Genomic DNA, 17337 nt, shown 5'->3' on the forward strand with positions numbered 1-17337 from the left:
AGATGTTTATTCATATTGGAAATGATACCGTTATTCACTCGAGTGATGTTGTTGCTATTATTGATTATCATTTAATTTCATCATCAACCATTATGGAAGAGTTAATGACAGAATCATTAAAAGAGAAGCGAGTAGCTGGACCGATTGAACATGCAAAATCAGTCATGATTACGAAAGAGATGATGTATTATAGCACTTTATCTGTCTCTACTCTGAAAAAAAGAGCAAGTATGATATCTACAATCAGCAAGCTCGATGATTTTTCAGACGAAATTAAGGAACTAGATTCCGAAGAAGTTTAGAAATGGATGTGAAAACATGTCAATGGAAGATAAGATCATGAATGAACAGGCCTATGATGCAGATCAAATACAGGTACTTGAAGGGCTAGAAGCGGTCCGTAAACGTCCCGGAATGTATATTGGTTCAACAAGTGAAAAAGGCTTGCATCATCTCGTCTGGGAAATTGTAGATAACAGTATTGATGAAGCCCTAGCTGGCTATTGTGATAAGATCGAGGTTATTATCGAAAAGGATAATAGTATAACGGTAAAGGATAATGGACGCGGTATCCCTGTTGATATCCAGAAAAAAACAGGACGCCCAGCTTTAGAAGTTATTATGACTGTCCTTCATGCCGGAGGAAAGTTCGGTGGTGGTGGTTATAAGGTTTCTGGTGGGCTTCATGGCGTAGGTGCTTCTGTTGTTAATGCGCTGTCTACTAATTTAGAGGTACATGTCCATCGAGATAATAAAATTCATTATTTACAGTTTAAAAAAGGTGTTCCACAAGGGGAAATTGAAGTAGTTGGCGAAACAGATATTACGGGAACAATTACACATTTCAATCCTGATCCAGAAATCTTTAACGAAACCACGACGTATAATTTTGATACGTTATCTCAACGACTTAGAGAGTTAGCATTTCTAAATAAGGGAATCAATATTTCCATTGAAGATAAGCGAACAGACTCAGAGCCAATTAATTATCATTATGAGGGTGGAATTAGCTCTTATGTAGAATATATAAATCGCACAAAGGAAATTTTGCATGAGCCTTTTTATGCTGAAGGAGAAGAGCAAGGGATATCTGTAGAAGTTGCCATTCAATACAATGATGGCTTTACGAGCAATCTCTATTCATTTGCCAATAATATTCATACCTATGAGGGCGGTATGCATGAATCTGGGTTTAAAACAGGATTGACACGTGTGATTAACGATTATGCTAGAAAGAATAACTTATTTAAGGAAAATGATCCGAATTTATCTGGAGACGATGTTCGCGAAGGATTGACAGCAATTGTTTCCGTTAAACATCCTGATCCTCAGTTTGAAGGTCAAACAAAGACTAAATTAGGTAATAGTGAAGTACGGACAGTTACCGATTCTGTTTTTAGTGAAACCTTTTCTAAATTTTTATTCGAAAATCCAAACGTTGCTAAAATCGTTGTAGAAAAAGGATTAATGGCTTCACGTGCCCGGGCAGCGGCGAAAAAAGCTCGTGAACTGACACGTAGAAAAAGTGCGTTGGAAGTATCCAATTTACCTGGTAAACTTGCAGATTGTTCTTCAAAGGATGCTAAAATCAGTGAATTGTACATTGTGGAGGGAGATTCTGCGGGAGGATCTGCTAAACAAGGACGTGACCGACATTTTCAAGCAATCTTACCTTTACGTGGAAAGATTTTAAACGTAGAAAAAGCGCGGCTTGATAAAATTTTATCAAATAATGAAGTGCGAACGATTATTACTGCTTTAGGTACAGGGATTGGCGAGGATTTTGATATCACTAAAGCCCGTTATCATAAAATTGTGCTTATGACAGATGCCGATGTTGATGGTGCCCATATTCGAACGTTATTGTTAACCTTCTTTTATCGTTATATGCGCCCACTTATTGAGCATGGCTATGTTTATATTGCGCAGCCACCTCTTTACAAGATACAACAAGGTAAGGCTGTTCATTATGCCTACAATGACAAAGAGATGGAACGGATATTAGAGGAAATACCGAAAGCTCCAAAACCAGGCTTGCAGCGATATAAAGGTTTAGGGGAAATGAATGCAACGCAACTTTGGGAAACAACAATGAGTCCAGAATCACGTACCCTTCTTCAAGTTGAATTATCTGATGCAATTGACGCTGATCAGATTTTTGATGTGCTGATGGGAGATAAAGTGGAACCACGAAGAAACTTTATCCAAGAGAATGCCCAATATGTAAAGAATTTGGATATTTAGATAAAGCCACGTTCCACGTTGTTATATAAAATATAAAGCCAGCTTCTCAGGCTTTATAGGTTTTGGTTGTACTAGTGAATGGAGGTAGTATTACAATGGCGGATCAGCAACGTCCAAATGTACAGGAGATAAATCTTAGTCAGGAAATGCGTACATCATTCCTTGATTATGCAATGAGTGTTATTGTCTCACGTGCTCTTCCAGATGTTCGTGACGGATTAAAGCCTGTTCATCGTAGAATATTATATGCAATGAATGATTTAGGTATGCATGCAGATAAAGCTTATAAAAAATCTGCTCGTATCGTTGGTGAAGTAATTGGTAAATATCATCCACATGGTGATTCAGCTGTTTATGAAGCTATGGTAAGGATGGCGCAGGATTTTAGTTATCGAAATATGCTGGTAGATGGGCATGGTAATTTTGGTTCTGTAGATGGAGATTCAGCGGCAGCAATGCGTTATACGGAAGCAAGAATGTCAAAAATATCCATGGAATTATTGCGTGATATCAATAAAGATACAATCGATTATACGGATAACTATGATGGCTCAGAAAGGGAACCAGTTGTTTTCCCTTCTAGATTTCCTAACTTACTTGTTAATGGAGCATCAGGGATAGCTGTAGGGATGGCAACAAATATTCCACCACATAATCTTGGTGAAACAATAGATGCCGTACTTGCGCTAAGTAAAGATCCAGAAATTACAATTGATGAACTAATGGAGGATTATATTCATGGTCCTGATTTCCCTACAGCTGGGCAAATTCTTGGAAGGAGTGGAATTCGCAAAGCATATGAAACAGGGAAAGGCTCTGTTACTATTCGAGCAAAAGTCAATATTGAAGAGAAGCCAAACGGAAAGTCTACGATTATTGCAACTGAATTACCATATCAGGTAAATAAAGCAAAGCTGATAGAGAAGATTGCTGAGCTTGTACGAGATAAACGAATTGACGGAATTACTGATTTACGAGATGAATCAGATCGTGATGGGCTACGTGTCGTTATTGAACTCCGTCGGGATGTAAATGCGAATGTTGTTCTTAATAATTTATATAAACATACTGCGTTGCAAACTACCTTTGGGATAAATACGTTGGCATTAGTAGACGGACAACCTAAAGTACTTTCAATCAAACAATGTCTTATTCATTATTTAGAGCATCAAAAAGTAATTATTAAACGGCGTACAGCATTTGAATTGCGAAAAGCTGAGGCACGTGCACATATTTTAGAGGGGTTGCGAATTGCGCTTGATAATTTGGATGAGGTTATTGCGCTTATTCGTAGTTCAAAGACAACAGATATCGCACGTACTGGACTAATTGAACGTTTTGATCTATCTGAGAAACAAGCACAAGCAATTTTAGATATGCGTTTACAACGTTTAACAGGTCTTGAACGTGAAAAAATTGAAAATGAGTATAAAGAACTTCAAAAACTAATTGAAGAGTTAAAAGCGATTTTAGCGGATGAAGAAAAGGTATTAGAGATTATTCGTGAAGAGCTAACAGAAATTAAGGAACGCTTTAATGATGATCGTCGAACTGAAATTGTTGTTGGTGGTAGTGATTTCTTTGAGGACGAAGATCTAATCCCAGAAGAAAACATTGTTATTACATTAACACATCAGGGATATATCAAACGATTACCTTCTTCTACCTATCGTACTCAGAAGCGTGGCGGTCGTGGTATCCAAGGAATGGGAACGAATGAGGATGATTTTGTTGAACATCTTGTCTCTACTTCTACCCATGACACTATATTATTCTTCACAAATAAAGGTAAAGTGTACAAGGCAAAAGGATATGAAGTGCCAGAGTTCAGTAGAACTGCAAAAGGAATTCCCATTATTAATCTGTTGCAAATTGAGAAAGGCGAATGGGTGAATGCGGTTATCTCTGTAAAAGACTATCGTGAAGATCAATTTTTATTTTTTACAACGAAGCACGGTATTTCTAAACGTACGTCACTTGCCCAATTTGCAAATATTCGTAAAGGTGGACTTATTGCAGTAGGACTTCGAGAAGAAGATGAGCTGATCTCAGTGCGGCTAACTGATGGTACAAAGGATATGATGATTGCAACGAAAAATGGCTATTTAATTCGTTTTCCAGAGGACCAAATACGATCTATGGGAAGGACTGCAGCTGGCGTAAAGGGTATATCATTACGTGAAGATGATGAGGTTGTTTCCATGGAAATCTTACAGGAAGATGCTAAGATTCTCCACGTAACAAGTAAGGGTTATGGTAAACAAACACCAGAGTCAGAGTATCGAATAACAAATCGTGGTGGTAAAGGAATATACACTTGTAATTTAACAGAAAAAACAGGACATGTAGCAGCGGTGAAAGCTGTTTCAGGTAAAGAAGATCTTATGCTAATTACTGTTGCAGGTGTACTCATTCGTATTCCAGTCGAAGATATATCAGAGACTGGACGTAATACGATGGGAGTTCGTTTGATCCGTTTACAGGATGATGAGGAAGTAGCTACTGTAACAAGGATTGATCAGGATGAGGAAGAAGAACAAGTGGATCAAAAAGATCAAGCAGCACAAGATACAACAGAAGATGTGGAAGAATAATTGAAAAGATGGCTGACGTTCGGCCATCTTTTTTTCAACTAGATGAAACACAATGAGATACTATCCTATTTTATATATCTTATTTATCTAGTGGGGAGGAAAGTAATATGCAAGTAAGTCCATTACATCTAATACCAGGCTGTGTTTTAATGAAGGACGTAGAAGGAAAAACGAGTCGTCCGATAATCCCTAAGCAGACTGTGCTTACAGAGCAGCATATTGTTGTATTACAAAAATTCCTAGTGAAAACCGTTCATGTCTCTCCAAAGTTGGCAGATGGTAGTGAATATCAGCCGAAAGAGGAAGAAATGCAGCAAAGAAAGAGTGATTTGTTAGAAACTAACCTTCGTGAGGAAACATCATCTTTACCATTTGCAGCACATTATCAGCTAGCTGTTAAGCAATACAAAGCGCTCTTTGTATCTTGGCAAAACGGCTCAGCTATTGATATTACTCAAGTACGTAAGTTGATTATTCCTTTGTTAGGGCGAATGAAAGACATCAGCCAGGCAATCTATACTATACATCACTATGCAACTAGGGAGGACTATTTCTTTCATCATAATGTGGCGGTGGCTATTTTATCGGCTTATCTCGGATACAAAACCGGATACGCAAAAGGAGAATGGTTACAAGTTGGTCTAGCAGGATTTTTATGTGATTGTGGAATGGCAAGAATTGATCCTGCCATCGTGAAGAAACATCATTTTTTAACAACTGAAGATTTATTAGAAGTAAAAAAGCATCCTACTTATTCCTATCGATTAACCGAGAAATTACCAACGATTAAACAAGCTGTTAAACAAGCAGTCTTACAACATCACGAGCGAATGGATGGCAGTGGTTATCCACTTGGATTATCCAAAGGGAAAATTCATCGTTATGCTCGGATTGTCGCTGTTTGTGATATGTACCATGCTATGATTTGTGATCGGTTATATAAGGAAAAGCAATCCCCTTTTAAGGTAATGGAGAAACTGCGGCAGGAGCAATTTTCTAAGTTAGATCCAGATGTAGTTCATACTTTTGTGCAGGGTATTACCAATTTCCCCGTAGGGACAAAGGTAAAGCTATCCAATGCAATGATAGGGGAGATTGTCTTCACTGATGCCAATAAGCCAACTCGACCAATGATAAGGCTACAAGATAATGACGACATCATGGCATTACAAAATCATCCTACTGTTTATATTGAAGAGATTTTAGAGAGTTCGTCTAGCATCGACTGACTCTCTTACAATTTTTTTCGTTGATCGTATAAATTTCCCCCTAATAGAAGTGGCATTTTAGTTGACGTTAATTCTAAGAAGTACAAAATGAATGGATAATCGATGTCGGGTTTTGCGACGAATAAATCTCCCCACCACTCTGTTTCATAACGACAAAGCATGCTTAGATTATATAAAATCAAATAATGTACCATCACTTCGTGAATGGACAGATAATCTTCACGTTTTAAAGGGAAAAATAATTGTTCTGTAGAACTGTGGACGAAAAATGGGCCAGTTACTTTTTTAACTGGATCAGTAACCTCCATTCGAATCATACGATCATCGTAATCATAATATTTTATATTTGGTAGGTATGGTTGAATTCGGCGAATAAAGGCTGTATCTGTTAAATGATAGGAATCCAGTAAATGAGCTGGAAACTCTAATAGTTTGGAATATTGTTTTCCGACAGGTACCATCTTATGTTCCCCTTGAAATTGAAAGAGTTGATTCATTTCTGGTATTACTGCTAATAAATGTTTCATACTTCTTTTTTCAAATGGAATCGTTTGCTCGTATAAATGCTCAGAAAAGTAAGGGAATAAGCCATTATGTTGTACTTTTACCTCATCATTCATAAATGTATAATCCTTTTTCTTTCTTTTCCTAGCTGTTACACCATGAGCTAATAAGTTGGTCGACTCAGGATAATTTGGGCGTTTGGTTAATAAGCAGGCTTTAATGAAGTGCACCATCCCATAAAAATAAAGAATCGGCTGCATAAAAGGATCAGACTTCCTTCCTTGCTGATAAAATCGGTTCCCATGGTTTAAATAATAGATAAAGGCATTACAATTCTCATAGCTCTTCGCTTCCGGATCTGGAAGTTTTAACTGTGTATAACAATGGCATAAATAGCTTTGTGCAGTTTGTTGGGATTGTAAGTAATTAACAAAGGAGATAATCGGATTCATAGATGATACCTCTTAACTATTAAAAAATTTTGAATCTATTTATTTTTTTATTTCCAACAATCTCTTGTTGAAAAAGCTAATATGTTGGCGTATTGTAAATAAAAATAGAAGTACTACTAGTGTATGCAAGTTCGGTTCTTGCATACATAAGGGTGTAGTGAAAAGCCTAGATAGTTATCTAAACTTATAAGGAGGATAAGCATGCGAGAAGATAAATTTTCTAAAGAAGGTTTAACGTTTGATGATGTTTTGTTAATGCCTGCAAAATCAGAGGTATTGCCAAAGGATGTGGATGTAAGTACACAACTAACGGACAATATAAAGCTCAACACCCCATTAATAAGTGCTGGAATGGATACTGTAACAGAAGCATCGATGGCAATAGCAATGGCTCGACAAGGTGGAATTGGTATTATTCATAAGAATATGTCGATTGAGGAGCAAGCAGAGCAAGTAGATCGTGTTAAACGTTCCGAAAGTGGCGTAATTACAAACCCATTCTTTTTAACTCCAGAACATCAGGTATATGATGCAGAACATTTGATGGGTAAATTTCGCATATCGGGTGTACCGATTGTTAATAACACGGATGAACAGAAGCTTGTAGGAATACTTACGAATCGTGATCTTCGATTTATTCAAGATTATTCTATATTGATTTCAGAAGTGATGACAAGTGAAAATCTGGTAACAGCACCAGTTGGTACAACTTTAGAAGAAGCTGAACAAATCCTCCAACAATATAAAATTGAAAAGCTGCCATTAGTGGATGATCAAACGGTTCTAAAAGGATTAATTACTATAAAAGATATTGAAAAAGTAATTGAGTTTCCACATGCAGCAAAAGATGCGCAAGGTAGACTATTAGCAGGTGCAGCAGTTGGTGTGACAGGAGATGCTATGAAACGAATTGAAAAGCTTGTGGAAGCTGGTGTTGACGCTATCGTTATTGACACAGCTCATGGCCACTCACAAGGGGTTATCGAACAAGTAAAAGCAGTACGTAAGGCTTATCCGTCATTAGATATTATTGCAGGTAACGTAGCAACACCTCAAGCAACGAAAGAGCTGATTGAGGCTGGAGCATCGATTGTTAAAGTAGGAATTGGCCCTGGCTCTATTTGCACTACACGTGTCGTAGCCGGTGTAGGTGTTCCACAAATTACAGCAGTATATGATTGTGCGCAAGCAGCTGCTGAATATAATGTACCTGTTATTGCAGATGGTGGTATCAAGTATTCAGGTGACATTGTAAAAGCATTGGCTGCAGGAGCTCATGCGGTTATGCTAGGTAGCATGTTTGCAGGTGTTTCCGAAAGCCCTGGTGAAACGGAGATTTTCCAAGGAAGACAATATAAAGTTTACCGAGGAATGGGATCTGTTGGTGCAATGAAGGCAGGCTCAAAAGATCGTTATTTCCAAGAGGACTCTGATGTGAAGAAGCTTGTCCCTGAAGGAATTGAAGGTAGAGTTGCTTATAAAGGTCCACTTGCTGATACGATTCATCAATTAATGGGCGGACTTCGTTCTGGAATGGGTTATTGTGGTACAGAAACTATTGATGCACTAAGAGAAGATGCTCAATTCGTAAAAATTACAAATGCGGGGCTAAGGGAAAGTCATCCACATGATGTACAAATTACCAAAGAGGCACCTAATTATTCTATATAGTCTTTACGACAAACTTTGTACTAGTCGATGAAAAAATTGTAGATGGGGATATTTCCCTGTCTATTTTTTTGTCTATTTCTATGGTAAAATAACTAAGTGCATCCTTAAATTGAAAAAGTGTGCAACAAACATAGAGGTTAAACTACAGGTTGGAGGTACAGAAAGTTGAAACATAGTCTACACAAGAGTTTCGTCATTTTACTAGCAGCGATGGTAATGATGGTTTCTATCATTGCAAAGCCATTTACTGCAAATGCTGCAGAAACATTGGATATTGAGGCAGAATCTGCGATATTAGTAGATGCAAATACTGGTAAAATTTTATTTGCCAAGAATGCGGATGTGGCTCTTCCTCCAGCTAGTATGACCAAAATGATGACAGAATATCTCGTATGGGAAGCCATCGAAAAGGGTCAAATCAGCTGGGATACAACAACACAGATTAGTGACTATCCATACAGCATTTCTGCTAATGCTTCTTTTTCAGGAATAGGATTAGAACAATCGAAGGATTATAAAGTAAAAGATTTGTATAACGCAATGGCAATCAACTCTGATAATGCTACTTCGATTGCATTAGCTGAATTGATTGCAGGTTCAGAAGCGGAATTTGTGAAAATGATGAATAAAAAGGGAGAGGAAATGGGGCTTCCTGACTTTAAATTCGTTAATTCCACTGGTTTAGACAATGAATCATTGGGAAAAAACCATCCAGAAGGAACAGATCCTAATGGTACAAACTTGCTTTCTGCGGAATCTGCTGCGCTACTTGCCTATCATCTAGTAAATGACTATCCAGAATCGTTAGAGGTTTCTAGCATGCCATCCACCGAATTTGATGGAAAAGAGATCCGAAATTGGAACCACATGCTTCCGCATAAAACAACCTTTTTAGAGCAATTTTATTATGAAGGTGTAGATGGGTTAAAGACAGGATATACTGATTTAGCTGGTTACTGCTTTACAGGAACAGCTAAAAAAAATAATCAGCGCTTGATTTCAGTTGTGATGCAAACGGATAGTGAAGAAAAGCGATTTGAGGAGACTGCCAAATTATTTAATTATGGTTTCCAACAGTTTGAAAGCACAGAGGTATTTCCGGCAGGACATCAAGTAAAAGGTAAATCCTCCCTTCCAGTAGCGAAAGGAAAGGAAGATCAGGTTGATATTTCTATTAAAGAAGGAATAACGATACCTATTAAGCCTAATGAAAAAGATAAATATAGTATGGAATATACAATAAATAAAGATTTGTTAAATAAAGAGGGCAAATTGACTGCACCAATTAAAAAGGGAGAAAAGATTGGGACAGCACAGCTTAAATATAAGGGCGAGAATGACTATGGCTATATTATTAAAGATAGTAATAGTACGGTAGATGTTGTAGCGAATGAAACAGTTGAAAAATCCAACTGGTTTATGTTAACACTTGGAGCAATTGGTGATTTCTTTGCTGATTTATTTACGACAGTAGTTGATTGGGTGAAAGGCTTATTCTAATCAATTTTTCTTAAAGAGGAAAACTTGATCATCTGATATAGTTATTTTATAACAAGGGGGAGTTTATATGTCTCATACAGGTACAGAACGTGTAAAACGTGGTATGGCAGAAATGCAAAAGGGCGGCGTTATTATGGACGTTGTCAATGCTGAACAGGCGAAGATTGCTGAGGAAGCAGGAGCAGTTGCGGTAATGGCTCTTGAACGTGTTCCATCTGATATACGAGCAGCTGGTGGTGTCGCTCGTATGGCGGACCCTACTATAACAGAAGAAGTGCTAAATGCTGTCTCGATTCCTGTAATGGCAAAGGCACGCATTGGACATATCACAGAAGCACGAGTGTTAGAAGCAATGGGTGTTGACTATATTGATGAAAGTGAAGTCTTAACACCAGCTGATGATGTGTATCATATTAATAAATCAGATTATACCGTACCATTTGTTTGTGGCTGTCGTAATCTAGGAGAAGCGGCACGTCGGATTGGCGAGGGTGCTTCCATGTTACGTACCAAAGGTGAACCTGGAACAGGGAATATTGTAGAAGCAGTTCGTCACATGCGTCAGGTACAATCAGAAATTAGGAAGCTTACTGCGATGTCAAGAGATGAAGTGATGACTTATGCCAAGGAGATAGGTGCACCGTTCGAATTACTAATCGAAATTCGTGAGGATGGCCGTCTACCTGTGGTTAATTTTGCAGCTGGTGGGATAGCGACACCAAGTGATGCTGCACTCATGATGGAGTTAGGGGCTGATGGTGTATTTGTTGGTTCAGGTATCTTCAAATCTGCAAATCCTGCCAAGTTTGCTAAGGCCATTGTAGAGGCGACAACACATTACCGAGATTATAAATTGATTGCAGAACTTTCTAAGGACCTTGGGGTTGCCATGAAAGGTATTGAAATGAGCACCATTGAAGCACATGATCGTATGCAGGATCGTAGTGAATAGAAGGAAGGATTCCATATGACAACAATTGGAGTGCTTGCATTACAAGGTGCAGTCCGCGAGCATCTTCGGGCTGTAAAGGCTTGTGGTGCTAATGCAATAGAGATAAAACGAAAAGAACAGCTAGCTGAGATTGATGGATTAATTCTTCCTGGCGGTGAAAGCACAACGATTAGAAGATTAATTGACAGCTATGACTTTTTTGATGCTATTCAAGATTTTGGTCAGCAAGGTAAGCCTATCTTTGGCACGTGTGCTGGAATGATTTTAATGGCGACTGCCATAAAGGATCAAGATACTGCACATTTAAAACTAATTGATATGGAAGTTGCTCGTAATGCATTTGGACGTCAGGTTGCGAGTTTTGAGGCCGATGTAGAGGTGCATGGTATTGCAGCAGATTTTAATGCTGTGTTTATTCGCGCGCCCTATGTTGTTAAAGCAGGACCCGATGTAGAGATACTTGCTACGTATAACGAACACATTGTTACAGTTAGACAAGGTAACTATCTAGCAACAGCTTTTCATCCTGAATTAACAGATGATAACCGGATGATTGCTTATTTTGTTCAGATGGTTAAGAAAGCTGTAGCAAGTACTTAACACTAGTAAACCTGATGAGACATAACTCAAATGCTTTTTCTTTGCATGTAGGAGTTTTATAGTCAGAATAAGACCGAACGAATTCGAATGCTAGTTAAAGGTGGTTATCCCGGAAGTTAGATTTTTCACTTTAACTTCCAGGGGACGGTACCATTGCTTCGAATTATCGTTCGGTTTTTTGATTAGCGTATTATGTCTGAGCTTTTTTTTATTCTCTTTTTGGTTGTCAACACCTTGCTCCATTACATTCGCTTCAACATGTTGGGCGATAGGATACGGTAGCTGTAGCAAAAAATGTTCTTCCAGATACATCTTTGGCATTATGGACGACAACAAACGAGGGATGGGGGTGCGCAGTTGCAAAAAAATGATAGTTGCATATACATAAAAAATCAGCTATGATGTAATATAATACCTATATAAAACGATGTTGACAGGAAATAGTAGTAGTTTATCTTCTTAAAGAGAATCGATGGTTGGTGTGAATCGATATTAGATAGCTATGAATCCATCCTTGAATTGGTTTATGGAATTCTTTGGATAGTAAGTAAACCCGGTGACGTACCGTTAAAACGATAAGCCGGAAGAGATTTCTCTTCAATCAGGGTGGCAACGCGGGAATTTTACTCTCGTCCCTATTTCATTAGGGACGGGAGTTTTTTGATTTTTATTTATTAGACATAACTAAGGAGGACAATTGTAATGCTAGACATGAAATTTTTACGGAACAATTTTCAAGAAGTGAAAGCAAAATTAACCCATCGTGGCGAAGATTTATCAGAGCTGGATCGTTTTGAGGACCTTGACGAAAACCGGCGTAAGCTTATAGCTGAAACAGAACAGCTGAAGGCAAAGCGAAATGAAGCATCTAAACAAATATCTGTATTAAAAAGAGAAAAGAAAGATGCAGAGCCAGCTATCAAGGAAATGCGCGAGGTTGGTGAAAAGATTGCTATACTGGATAAAAATTTAAAAGAAATCGAGGAACAATTGGGGCAAATTATGCTATCCATTCCAAACATTCCACATGAAAGTGTACCTGTTGGTGAAGATGAAGATGATAACATTGAAGTGCGTCAATGGGGCGAACGTCCAAACTTTGCTTATGAAGCTCAACCACATTGGGATATCGCAACAAATTTGGGTATATTGGATTTTGAACGTGCAGGGAAAGTGACTGGCAGCCGTTTTGTATTCTACAAAGGCTTAGGGGCACGCTTAGAGCGTGCTTTATGGAATTTTATGATGGATCTACATGCGGATGAACATGGTTATGAGGAAATGATTCCACCATATATGGTAAATCGTACAAGTATGACCGGAACAGGACAGCTGCCGAAGTTCGAGGAGGATGCATTTAAATTAGTTGATTGGGATTACTTTATGGCACCAACCGCGGAAGTACCAGTAACGAATTATCATCGGGATGAAATCTTATCTAGTGATGACTTGCCAAAAAAATATGCCGCATTTAGTGGGTGCTTCCGTTCTGAAGCAGGATCAGCAGGTAGAGATACTAGAGGATTGATTCGCCAGCATCAATTTAATAAAGTGGAGCTTGTTCATTTTGTTAAACCAGAAGAATCTTATGAAACATTGGAAATGTTGACTGGACATGCAGAAAAAGTATTACAGTTATTAGAGCTACCATATCGTGTTATGAGCATGTGTACTGGTGATCTAGGTTTTACAGCAGCAAAAAAATATGATATTGAGGTTTGGATCCCTAGTCAAAACACGTATCGTGAAATTTCTTCTTGTTCTAATTTTGAGGATTTCCAAGCTAGGCGAGCGGGGATACGATTCCGTAGAGATGTAAAAGCTAAACCGGAATTCGTGCATACGCTCAATGGTTCTGGTCTAGCGATTGGTCGTACTGTTGCAGCAATCCTCGAAAATTATCAGCAAGCAGATGGTACTGTTGAGATCCCTAAAGTATTAAAACCTTATATGGGCGGAAAAGAAGTAATTAAATAGTTTATTCTAAAAGCGTGCCGGAATTATATAAATCGGCACGCTTCTATTTTAGTTGTCGCTGGATGAGGATTAATCTGTGAGCATCAGTGAACTTCAAAGGAACATTAACGAAAAACTGGTGACTTCAAACAATCATCTAGAAAAAATTCTTTTAAACCTCTAAAATGATGTAGACAAAGTGATCAAGGATTGCTACTATATAAATGATAATGATTATCAATTTCATTAGGTTAGATGGTTCTTTTTGATAAGGAAGTGGGAAGAAATATGGCTGCAGAGTCTCGGACATCCGATCTACATACAACAACGAAATCTATTAAATCTAGACCACTGCCAGCAATGATTATTTTAATTGGTGGTATTATCGCAACTATATTTGCTCTGACACTTTCTATTTCTATAGGTGCAGCTGATATTACATTTTCCACTGTATGGGAAGCGATATTTCATTATGATCCAACCAGTACTTCACACTCCATTATTCAGGAACTAAGACTTCCTAGAACCTTAGCTGGAGTTTTAGTTGGTGCATCTTTTGCTGTAGCTGGAGCGATGATGCAAGGGATGACAAGGAATCCATTAGCTGATCCAGGAATATTAGGGATCAATGCAGGAGCGGTCTTTATGGTCGCCATTTGCTTTGCGCTCTTTCCTGGGATGTCTTACAATGGATTAATTCTCTTTTCATTTATAGGTGCAGGTGTAAGCGTCGTTCTTGTATTTGGTATTAGTTCGATGGGAAAAGGAGTAGTAACACCTGTAAAAATAGTGTTAGCTGGAGCTGCTGTAACAGCATTTTTTACAGCTTTAAGTGAAGGTATAGGCATTTATTTCAGTTTAAGTCAGGATTTGGCTTTTTGGTTTGCTGGCGGTATAGCAGGTGTGAAATGGACACAGTTAAAATTAATGTTTCCATGGGTTCTCGGCGCGCTGATTGCAGCTATGCTGTTATCGAAATCAATTACGATCCTAAGTCTTGGTGATGATGTAGCCAAAGGATTAGGACAGCGGACGAAGCTTGTACGTGCAGCAGGCTTTATTATCGTGTTGTTAATAGCTGGAGTTGCTGTCGCAGTTGCTGGTCCAATAGGTTTTGTTGGCTTAATTGTTCCGCATATTGCCCGCTTTTTTGTTGGAGTTGATTATCGGCTTATTATTCCATGCTCAGCTGTGATAGGCGGCTTTCTTACTTGTATAGCAGATATAGGTGCGCGTATGATTAATGCACCACAAGAAACGCCAATTGGTGCGTTATTTGCTTTAATTGGTGTTCCATTCTTCCTTTATGTTGCTAGAAAAGAAAGGAGGAATCTGTGATGCGCTCTATAGGAATACGGTCCGAAGATGAACGAACAAGAAAACGGATTCTTATATTACTTATATTTATTGTTTTAATTGTGCTTACTTTTGTTATTAGTGTTAATATTGGCGCGATCCGTTTATCCCCTTCTGAATTGCTACAAACAATCATTGGAAATGGGACCGCCCAGCAAGAATTGATTTTATTTGAATTTAGACTTCCACGAATTATCATCTCTATGTTAGTTGGTGCGGGGCTAGCAGTTTCCGGCTGTATTTTGCAAGGAGTAGCACGTAATCCTTTAGCAGAGCCGGGAATATTAGGGATAACTACAGGTGCAGGACTAATGGTAGTTTTAGCATTAGCATACTACCCAGTTGGCGAAAGTATACCCGTTGGTCTACTGCCGTTTCTATCCTTAATTGGTGGCATTAGTACGGCGATTATTATTTACATGCTAGCTTACGATAGGCATAATGGCTTGTTACCTAATCGTCTGGTGTTAAATGGAATTGCGGTAGCAGCTGGATTAAATGCAATTCTATTAGTTGTCTCCTTACAACTTCCAGAACAAAAGTATGATGTGTTAGCAGTTTGGATGGCAGGAAGGATTTGGGGGGCTGAATGGCGCTTCGTATTTACGCTATTACCATGGATGATTATTCTATTACCATATATCTTTTTGAAAGCACGAACGCTTGATGTCTTAACTTTTGGTGATGAAGTGGCTACAGGGCTAGGGGTTTCCGTGGAGAAAGAGCGATTAAAGGTAGTCGCTGCTTCGGTTGGATTAGCTTCTGCTTGTATATCTGTTAGTGGAGGCATCGCCTTTGTCGGCTTAATAGGCCCACATCTAGCAAGAAAATTAATTGGACCAAATCACCGTTTTCTATTACCGTTATCTGCTGTTGCAGGGGCTCTACTATTACTTGCTGCAGATACTATTGGAAAAGCAATTTTACAGCCATCTGAAATACCCGCCGGAATTGTAGTTGCAATTATTGGAGCACCATATTTTCTATATTTGTTGAGTAAATCGTAAGGTTAATAAAAAATGAAAAAGAAAAGAGGATTATAGATGAAATTTTCACGGATACTTCCATTCAGTTTCTGTTTATTAATAATTTTTCTGCTAGCAGCTTGTGGAGATAGTGATAAAGAAGAAAAAGCAGAGAACAGTAAAGCGGATGATACAAAACAATCAGAGGAACAAGCTGAGCAAACACGTGTATATGAAAGTCCAAATGGAGAGGTAGAAATTCCGGCAAATCCAGAACGAGTTTTAGTCGCTGATCAGGATTATGTTGGTTATGCATTAGCTCTAGGAGTAACACCAATTGCAACTACTGGCTGGATATTTGATTCCCCATATTTTAAAGATCAATTATCTGATACGAAAAATGTAGGAGATAAAACGTCAATTAGCATAGAAGAGGTAATTGCACTTAAACCGGACTTAATTATTACGTATTCAGAAGATAAATATGAACAGCTTGCAAAAGTCGCTCCTACTGTGTTAATTCCTTTTGGTACTTATAATTATCGAGAAATGCTTACTGAATTCGGAAAAATATTAAATAAAGAGGAAGCAGTAAAGGCCTATTTTGCTACCTTCGATGAGAAAGTAGAAGAAAAGAAAAAAGAAATAGCAGATGTCATTGAGAACGATGAAAAAGTCGTTATTATTGAACTTGCTGAAAAAGAAATATACTTGTTTGGTGAGTCTTACGGAAGAGGCGGAGAAATTATTTACAATCAACTTGGTTTGAGTGCTCCGGAAAAGGCTGCTGAAGAAGCAAAAGATGAAGGTTGGGCAAGTATTTCATTAGAAGCTGTGCCCGAATTTCTAGAAGAAGCCGATCATATATTCATTGGTGTAAGAGAATCAGAAAATGGAGATACAGAAGAACGGAAGTCAGATGTTACCTCGTTAACAATGTGGGAAAACTTACCTGCAGTTAAAAACGGGAATGTTTATGATTATAAAGTCCAAAATATGTATTTTTCCGATCCAATTGCATTAAGTCATCAATTAGATTTCATTGTTGATAAATTAAAATCAGAATAAATAGGATTGTGATATGCTCCCCTTAAGGTAGACAGATTAAAAAATAAAAATCTGTATCTACATGAGAGGCCACTGAAAAAGTCCAAAGAGATATGATTTCCATGTTATTATGGGATTCATATCTTTTTTTAGTTACAATAAAAGTACTAAGATGGAGCGGGTGGATACGATGATACAAAAACAACAATCAATAATATTAAGTGCATATTCGGAAATTTATGATCTGGTTGTACCTAAGGATAATGT

The 17337-nt window shown here is 38.1% G+C and carries 14 protein-coding genes and 1 other annotated feature; of the genes, 12 read left to right on the top strand and 2 right to left on the bottom strand.

All coding sequences use genetic code 11. The features are described from left to right. Positions 1-2: 2 nt before the first annotated feature. The 4 genes from remB (at position 3) to Q1A47_RS10365 (ending at position 6067) form a co-directional block, all read left to right on the top strand. On the top strand, positions 3-302 hold the full coding sequence (gene remB / locus Q1A47_RS10350; protein WP_026680125.1) for an extracellular matrix regulator RemB: 300 nt from the start codon (positions 3-5) through the stop codon (positions 300-302). Between the two features lie 22 nt (positions 303-324). Then, entirely contained in the window at positions 325-2244 is a 1920-nt protein-coding gene (gyrB, locus tag Q1A47_RS10355) for a DNA topoisomerase (ATP-hydrolyzing) subunit B (RefSeq protein WP_161629262.1), read from the top strand. Between the two features lie 95 nt (positions 2245-2339). Then, entirely contained in the window at positions 2340-4838 is a 2499-nt protein-coding gene (gene gyrA, locus Q1A47_RS10360) for a DNA gyrase subunit A (protein ID WP_026680127.1), read from the top strand. A gap of 107 nt (positions 4839-4945) precedes the next feature. Further along, entirely contained in the window at positions 4946-6067 is a 1122-nt protein-coding gene (locus Q1A47_RS10365; RefSeq protein ID WP_166530508.1) for an HD-GYP domain-containing protein, read from the top strand. A gap of 5 nt (positions 6068-6072) precedes the next feature. Here the strand turns inward: Q1A47_RS10365 and Q1A47_RS10370 are convergent, their stop codons facing one another. Further along, a complete protein-coding gene (locus Q1A47_RS10370; protein ID WP_166530507.1) occupies positions 6073-7023 on the bottom strand; it encodes a YaaC family protein in 951 nt (316 codons plus the stop codon). Between the two features lie 201 nt (positions 7024-7224). Here Q1A47_RS10370 and guaB point away from each other — a divergent pair, with 201 nt between their 5' ends. The 4 genes from guaB (at position 7225) to pdxT (ending at position 11746) form a co-directional block, all read left to right on the top strand. After that, positions 7225-8694 (top strand): IMP dehydrogenase, encoded by a 1470-nt coding sequence (gene guaB / locus Q1A47_RS10375; RefSeq protein ID WP_026680130.1) that lies wholly within the window; start codon positions 7225-7227, stop codon positions 8692-8694. A gap of 165 nt (positions 8695-8859) precedes the next feature. After that, positions 8860-10194, top strand: a complete 1335-nt coding sequence (locus Q1A47_RS10380) for a serine hydrolase (RefSeq protein ID WP_166530506.1) — start codon at positions 8860-8862, stop codon at positions 10192-10194. A gap of 67 nt (positions 10195-10261) precedes the next feature. After that, complete coding sequence (gene pdxS / locus Q1A47_RS10385; RefSeq protein WP_026680132.1) at positions 10262-11146, top strand: pyridoxal 5'-phosphate synthase lyase subunit PdxS; 885 nt, start codon at positions 10262-10264, stop codon at positions 11144-11146. A gap of 15 nt (positions 11147-11161) precedes the next feature. Next, positions 11162-11746 carry a pyridoxal 5'-phosphate synthase glutaminase subunit PdxT gene (gene pdxT / locus Q1A47_RS10390; protein ID WP_166530505.1) on the top strand — a complete coding sequence of 195 codons (585 nt, stop codon included), beginning with the start codon at positions 11162-11164 and terminating at the stop codon, positions 11744-11746. Between the two features lie 90 nt (positions 11747-11836). Here pdxT and Q1A47_RS10395 read toward each other — a convergent pair whose 3' ends face one another. Then, positions 11837-12037 (bottom strand): hypothetical protein, encoded by a 201-nt coding sequence (locus Q1A47_RS10395; RefSeq protein WP_121604247.1) that lies wholly within the window; start codon positions 12035-12037, stop codon positions 11837-11839. A gap of 130 nt (positions 12038-12167) precedes the next feature. Beyond that, positions 12168-12386: a binding site (T-box leader), on the top strand. 62 nt (positions 12387-12448) lie between these two features. Here Q1A47_RS10395 and serS point away from each other — a divergent pair. The 4 genes from serS to Q1A47_RS10415 all read left to right on the top strand — a co-directional run bounded on the left by serS (position 12449) and on the right by Q1A47_RS10415 (position 17091). Next, a complete protein-coding gene (gene serS / locus Q1A47_RS10400) occupies positions 12449-13723 on the top strand; it encodes a serine--tRNA ligase (protein ID WP_026680135.1) in 1275 nt (424 codons plus the stop codon). A gap of 267 nt (positions 13724-13990) precedes the next feature. Beyond that, the gene (locus Q1A47_RS10405) at positions 13991-15040 is read left to right on the top strand and encodes an iron ABC transporter permease (RefSeq protein ID WP_026680136.1); all 1050 of its coding nucleotides are present in this window, start codon (positions 13991-13993) and stop codon (positions 15038-15040) included. After that, complete coding sequence (locus Q1A47_RS10410) at positions 15040-16065, top strand: iron ABC transporter permease (protein WP_026680137.1); 1026 nt, start codon at positions 15040-15042, stop codon at positions 16063-16065. Before Q1A47_RS10405 ends, Q1A47_RS10410 begins: the two co-directional genes overlap by 1 nt. Before the next feature lie 36 nt (positions 16066-16101). Further along, positions 16102-17091, top strand: coding sequence for an ABC transporter substrate-binding protein (locus tag Q1A47_RS10415; RefSeq protein WP_034678560.1), 990 nt, complete (start codon positions 16102-16104; stop codon positions 17089-17091). The last annotated feature ends 246 nt before the right edge of the window (positions 17092-17337 follow it).

It is taken from the genome of uncultured Virgibacillus sp., from assembly GCF_947495635.1.
Lineage (GTDB): Bacteria > Bacillota > Bacilli > Bacillales > Amphibacillaceae > Virgibacillus > Virgibacillus salarius.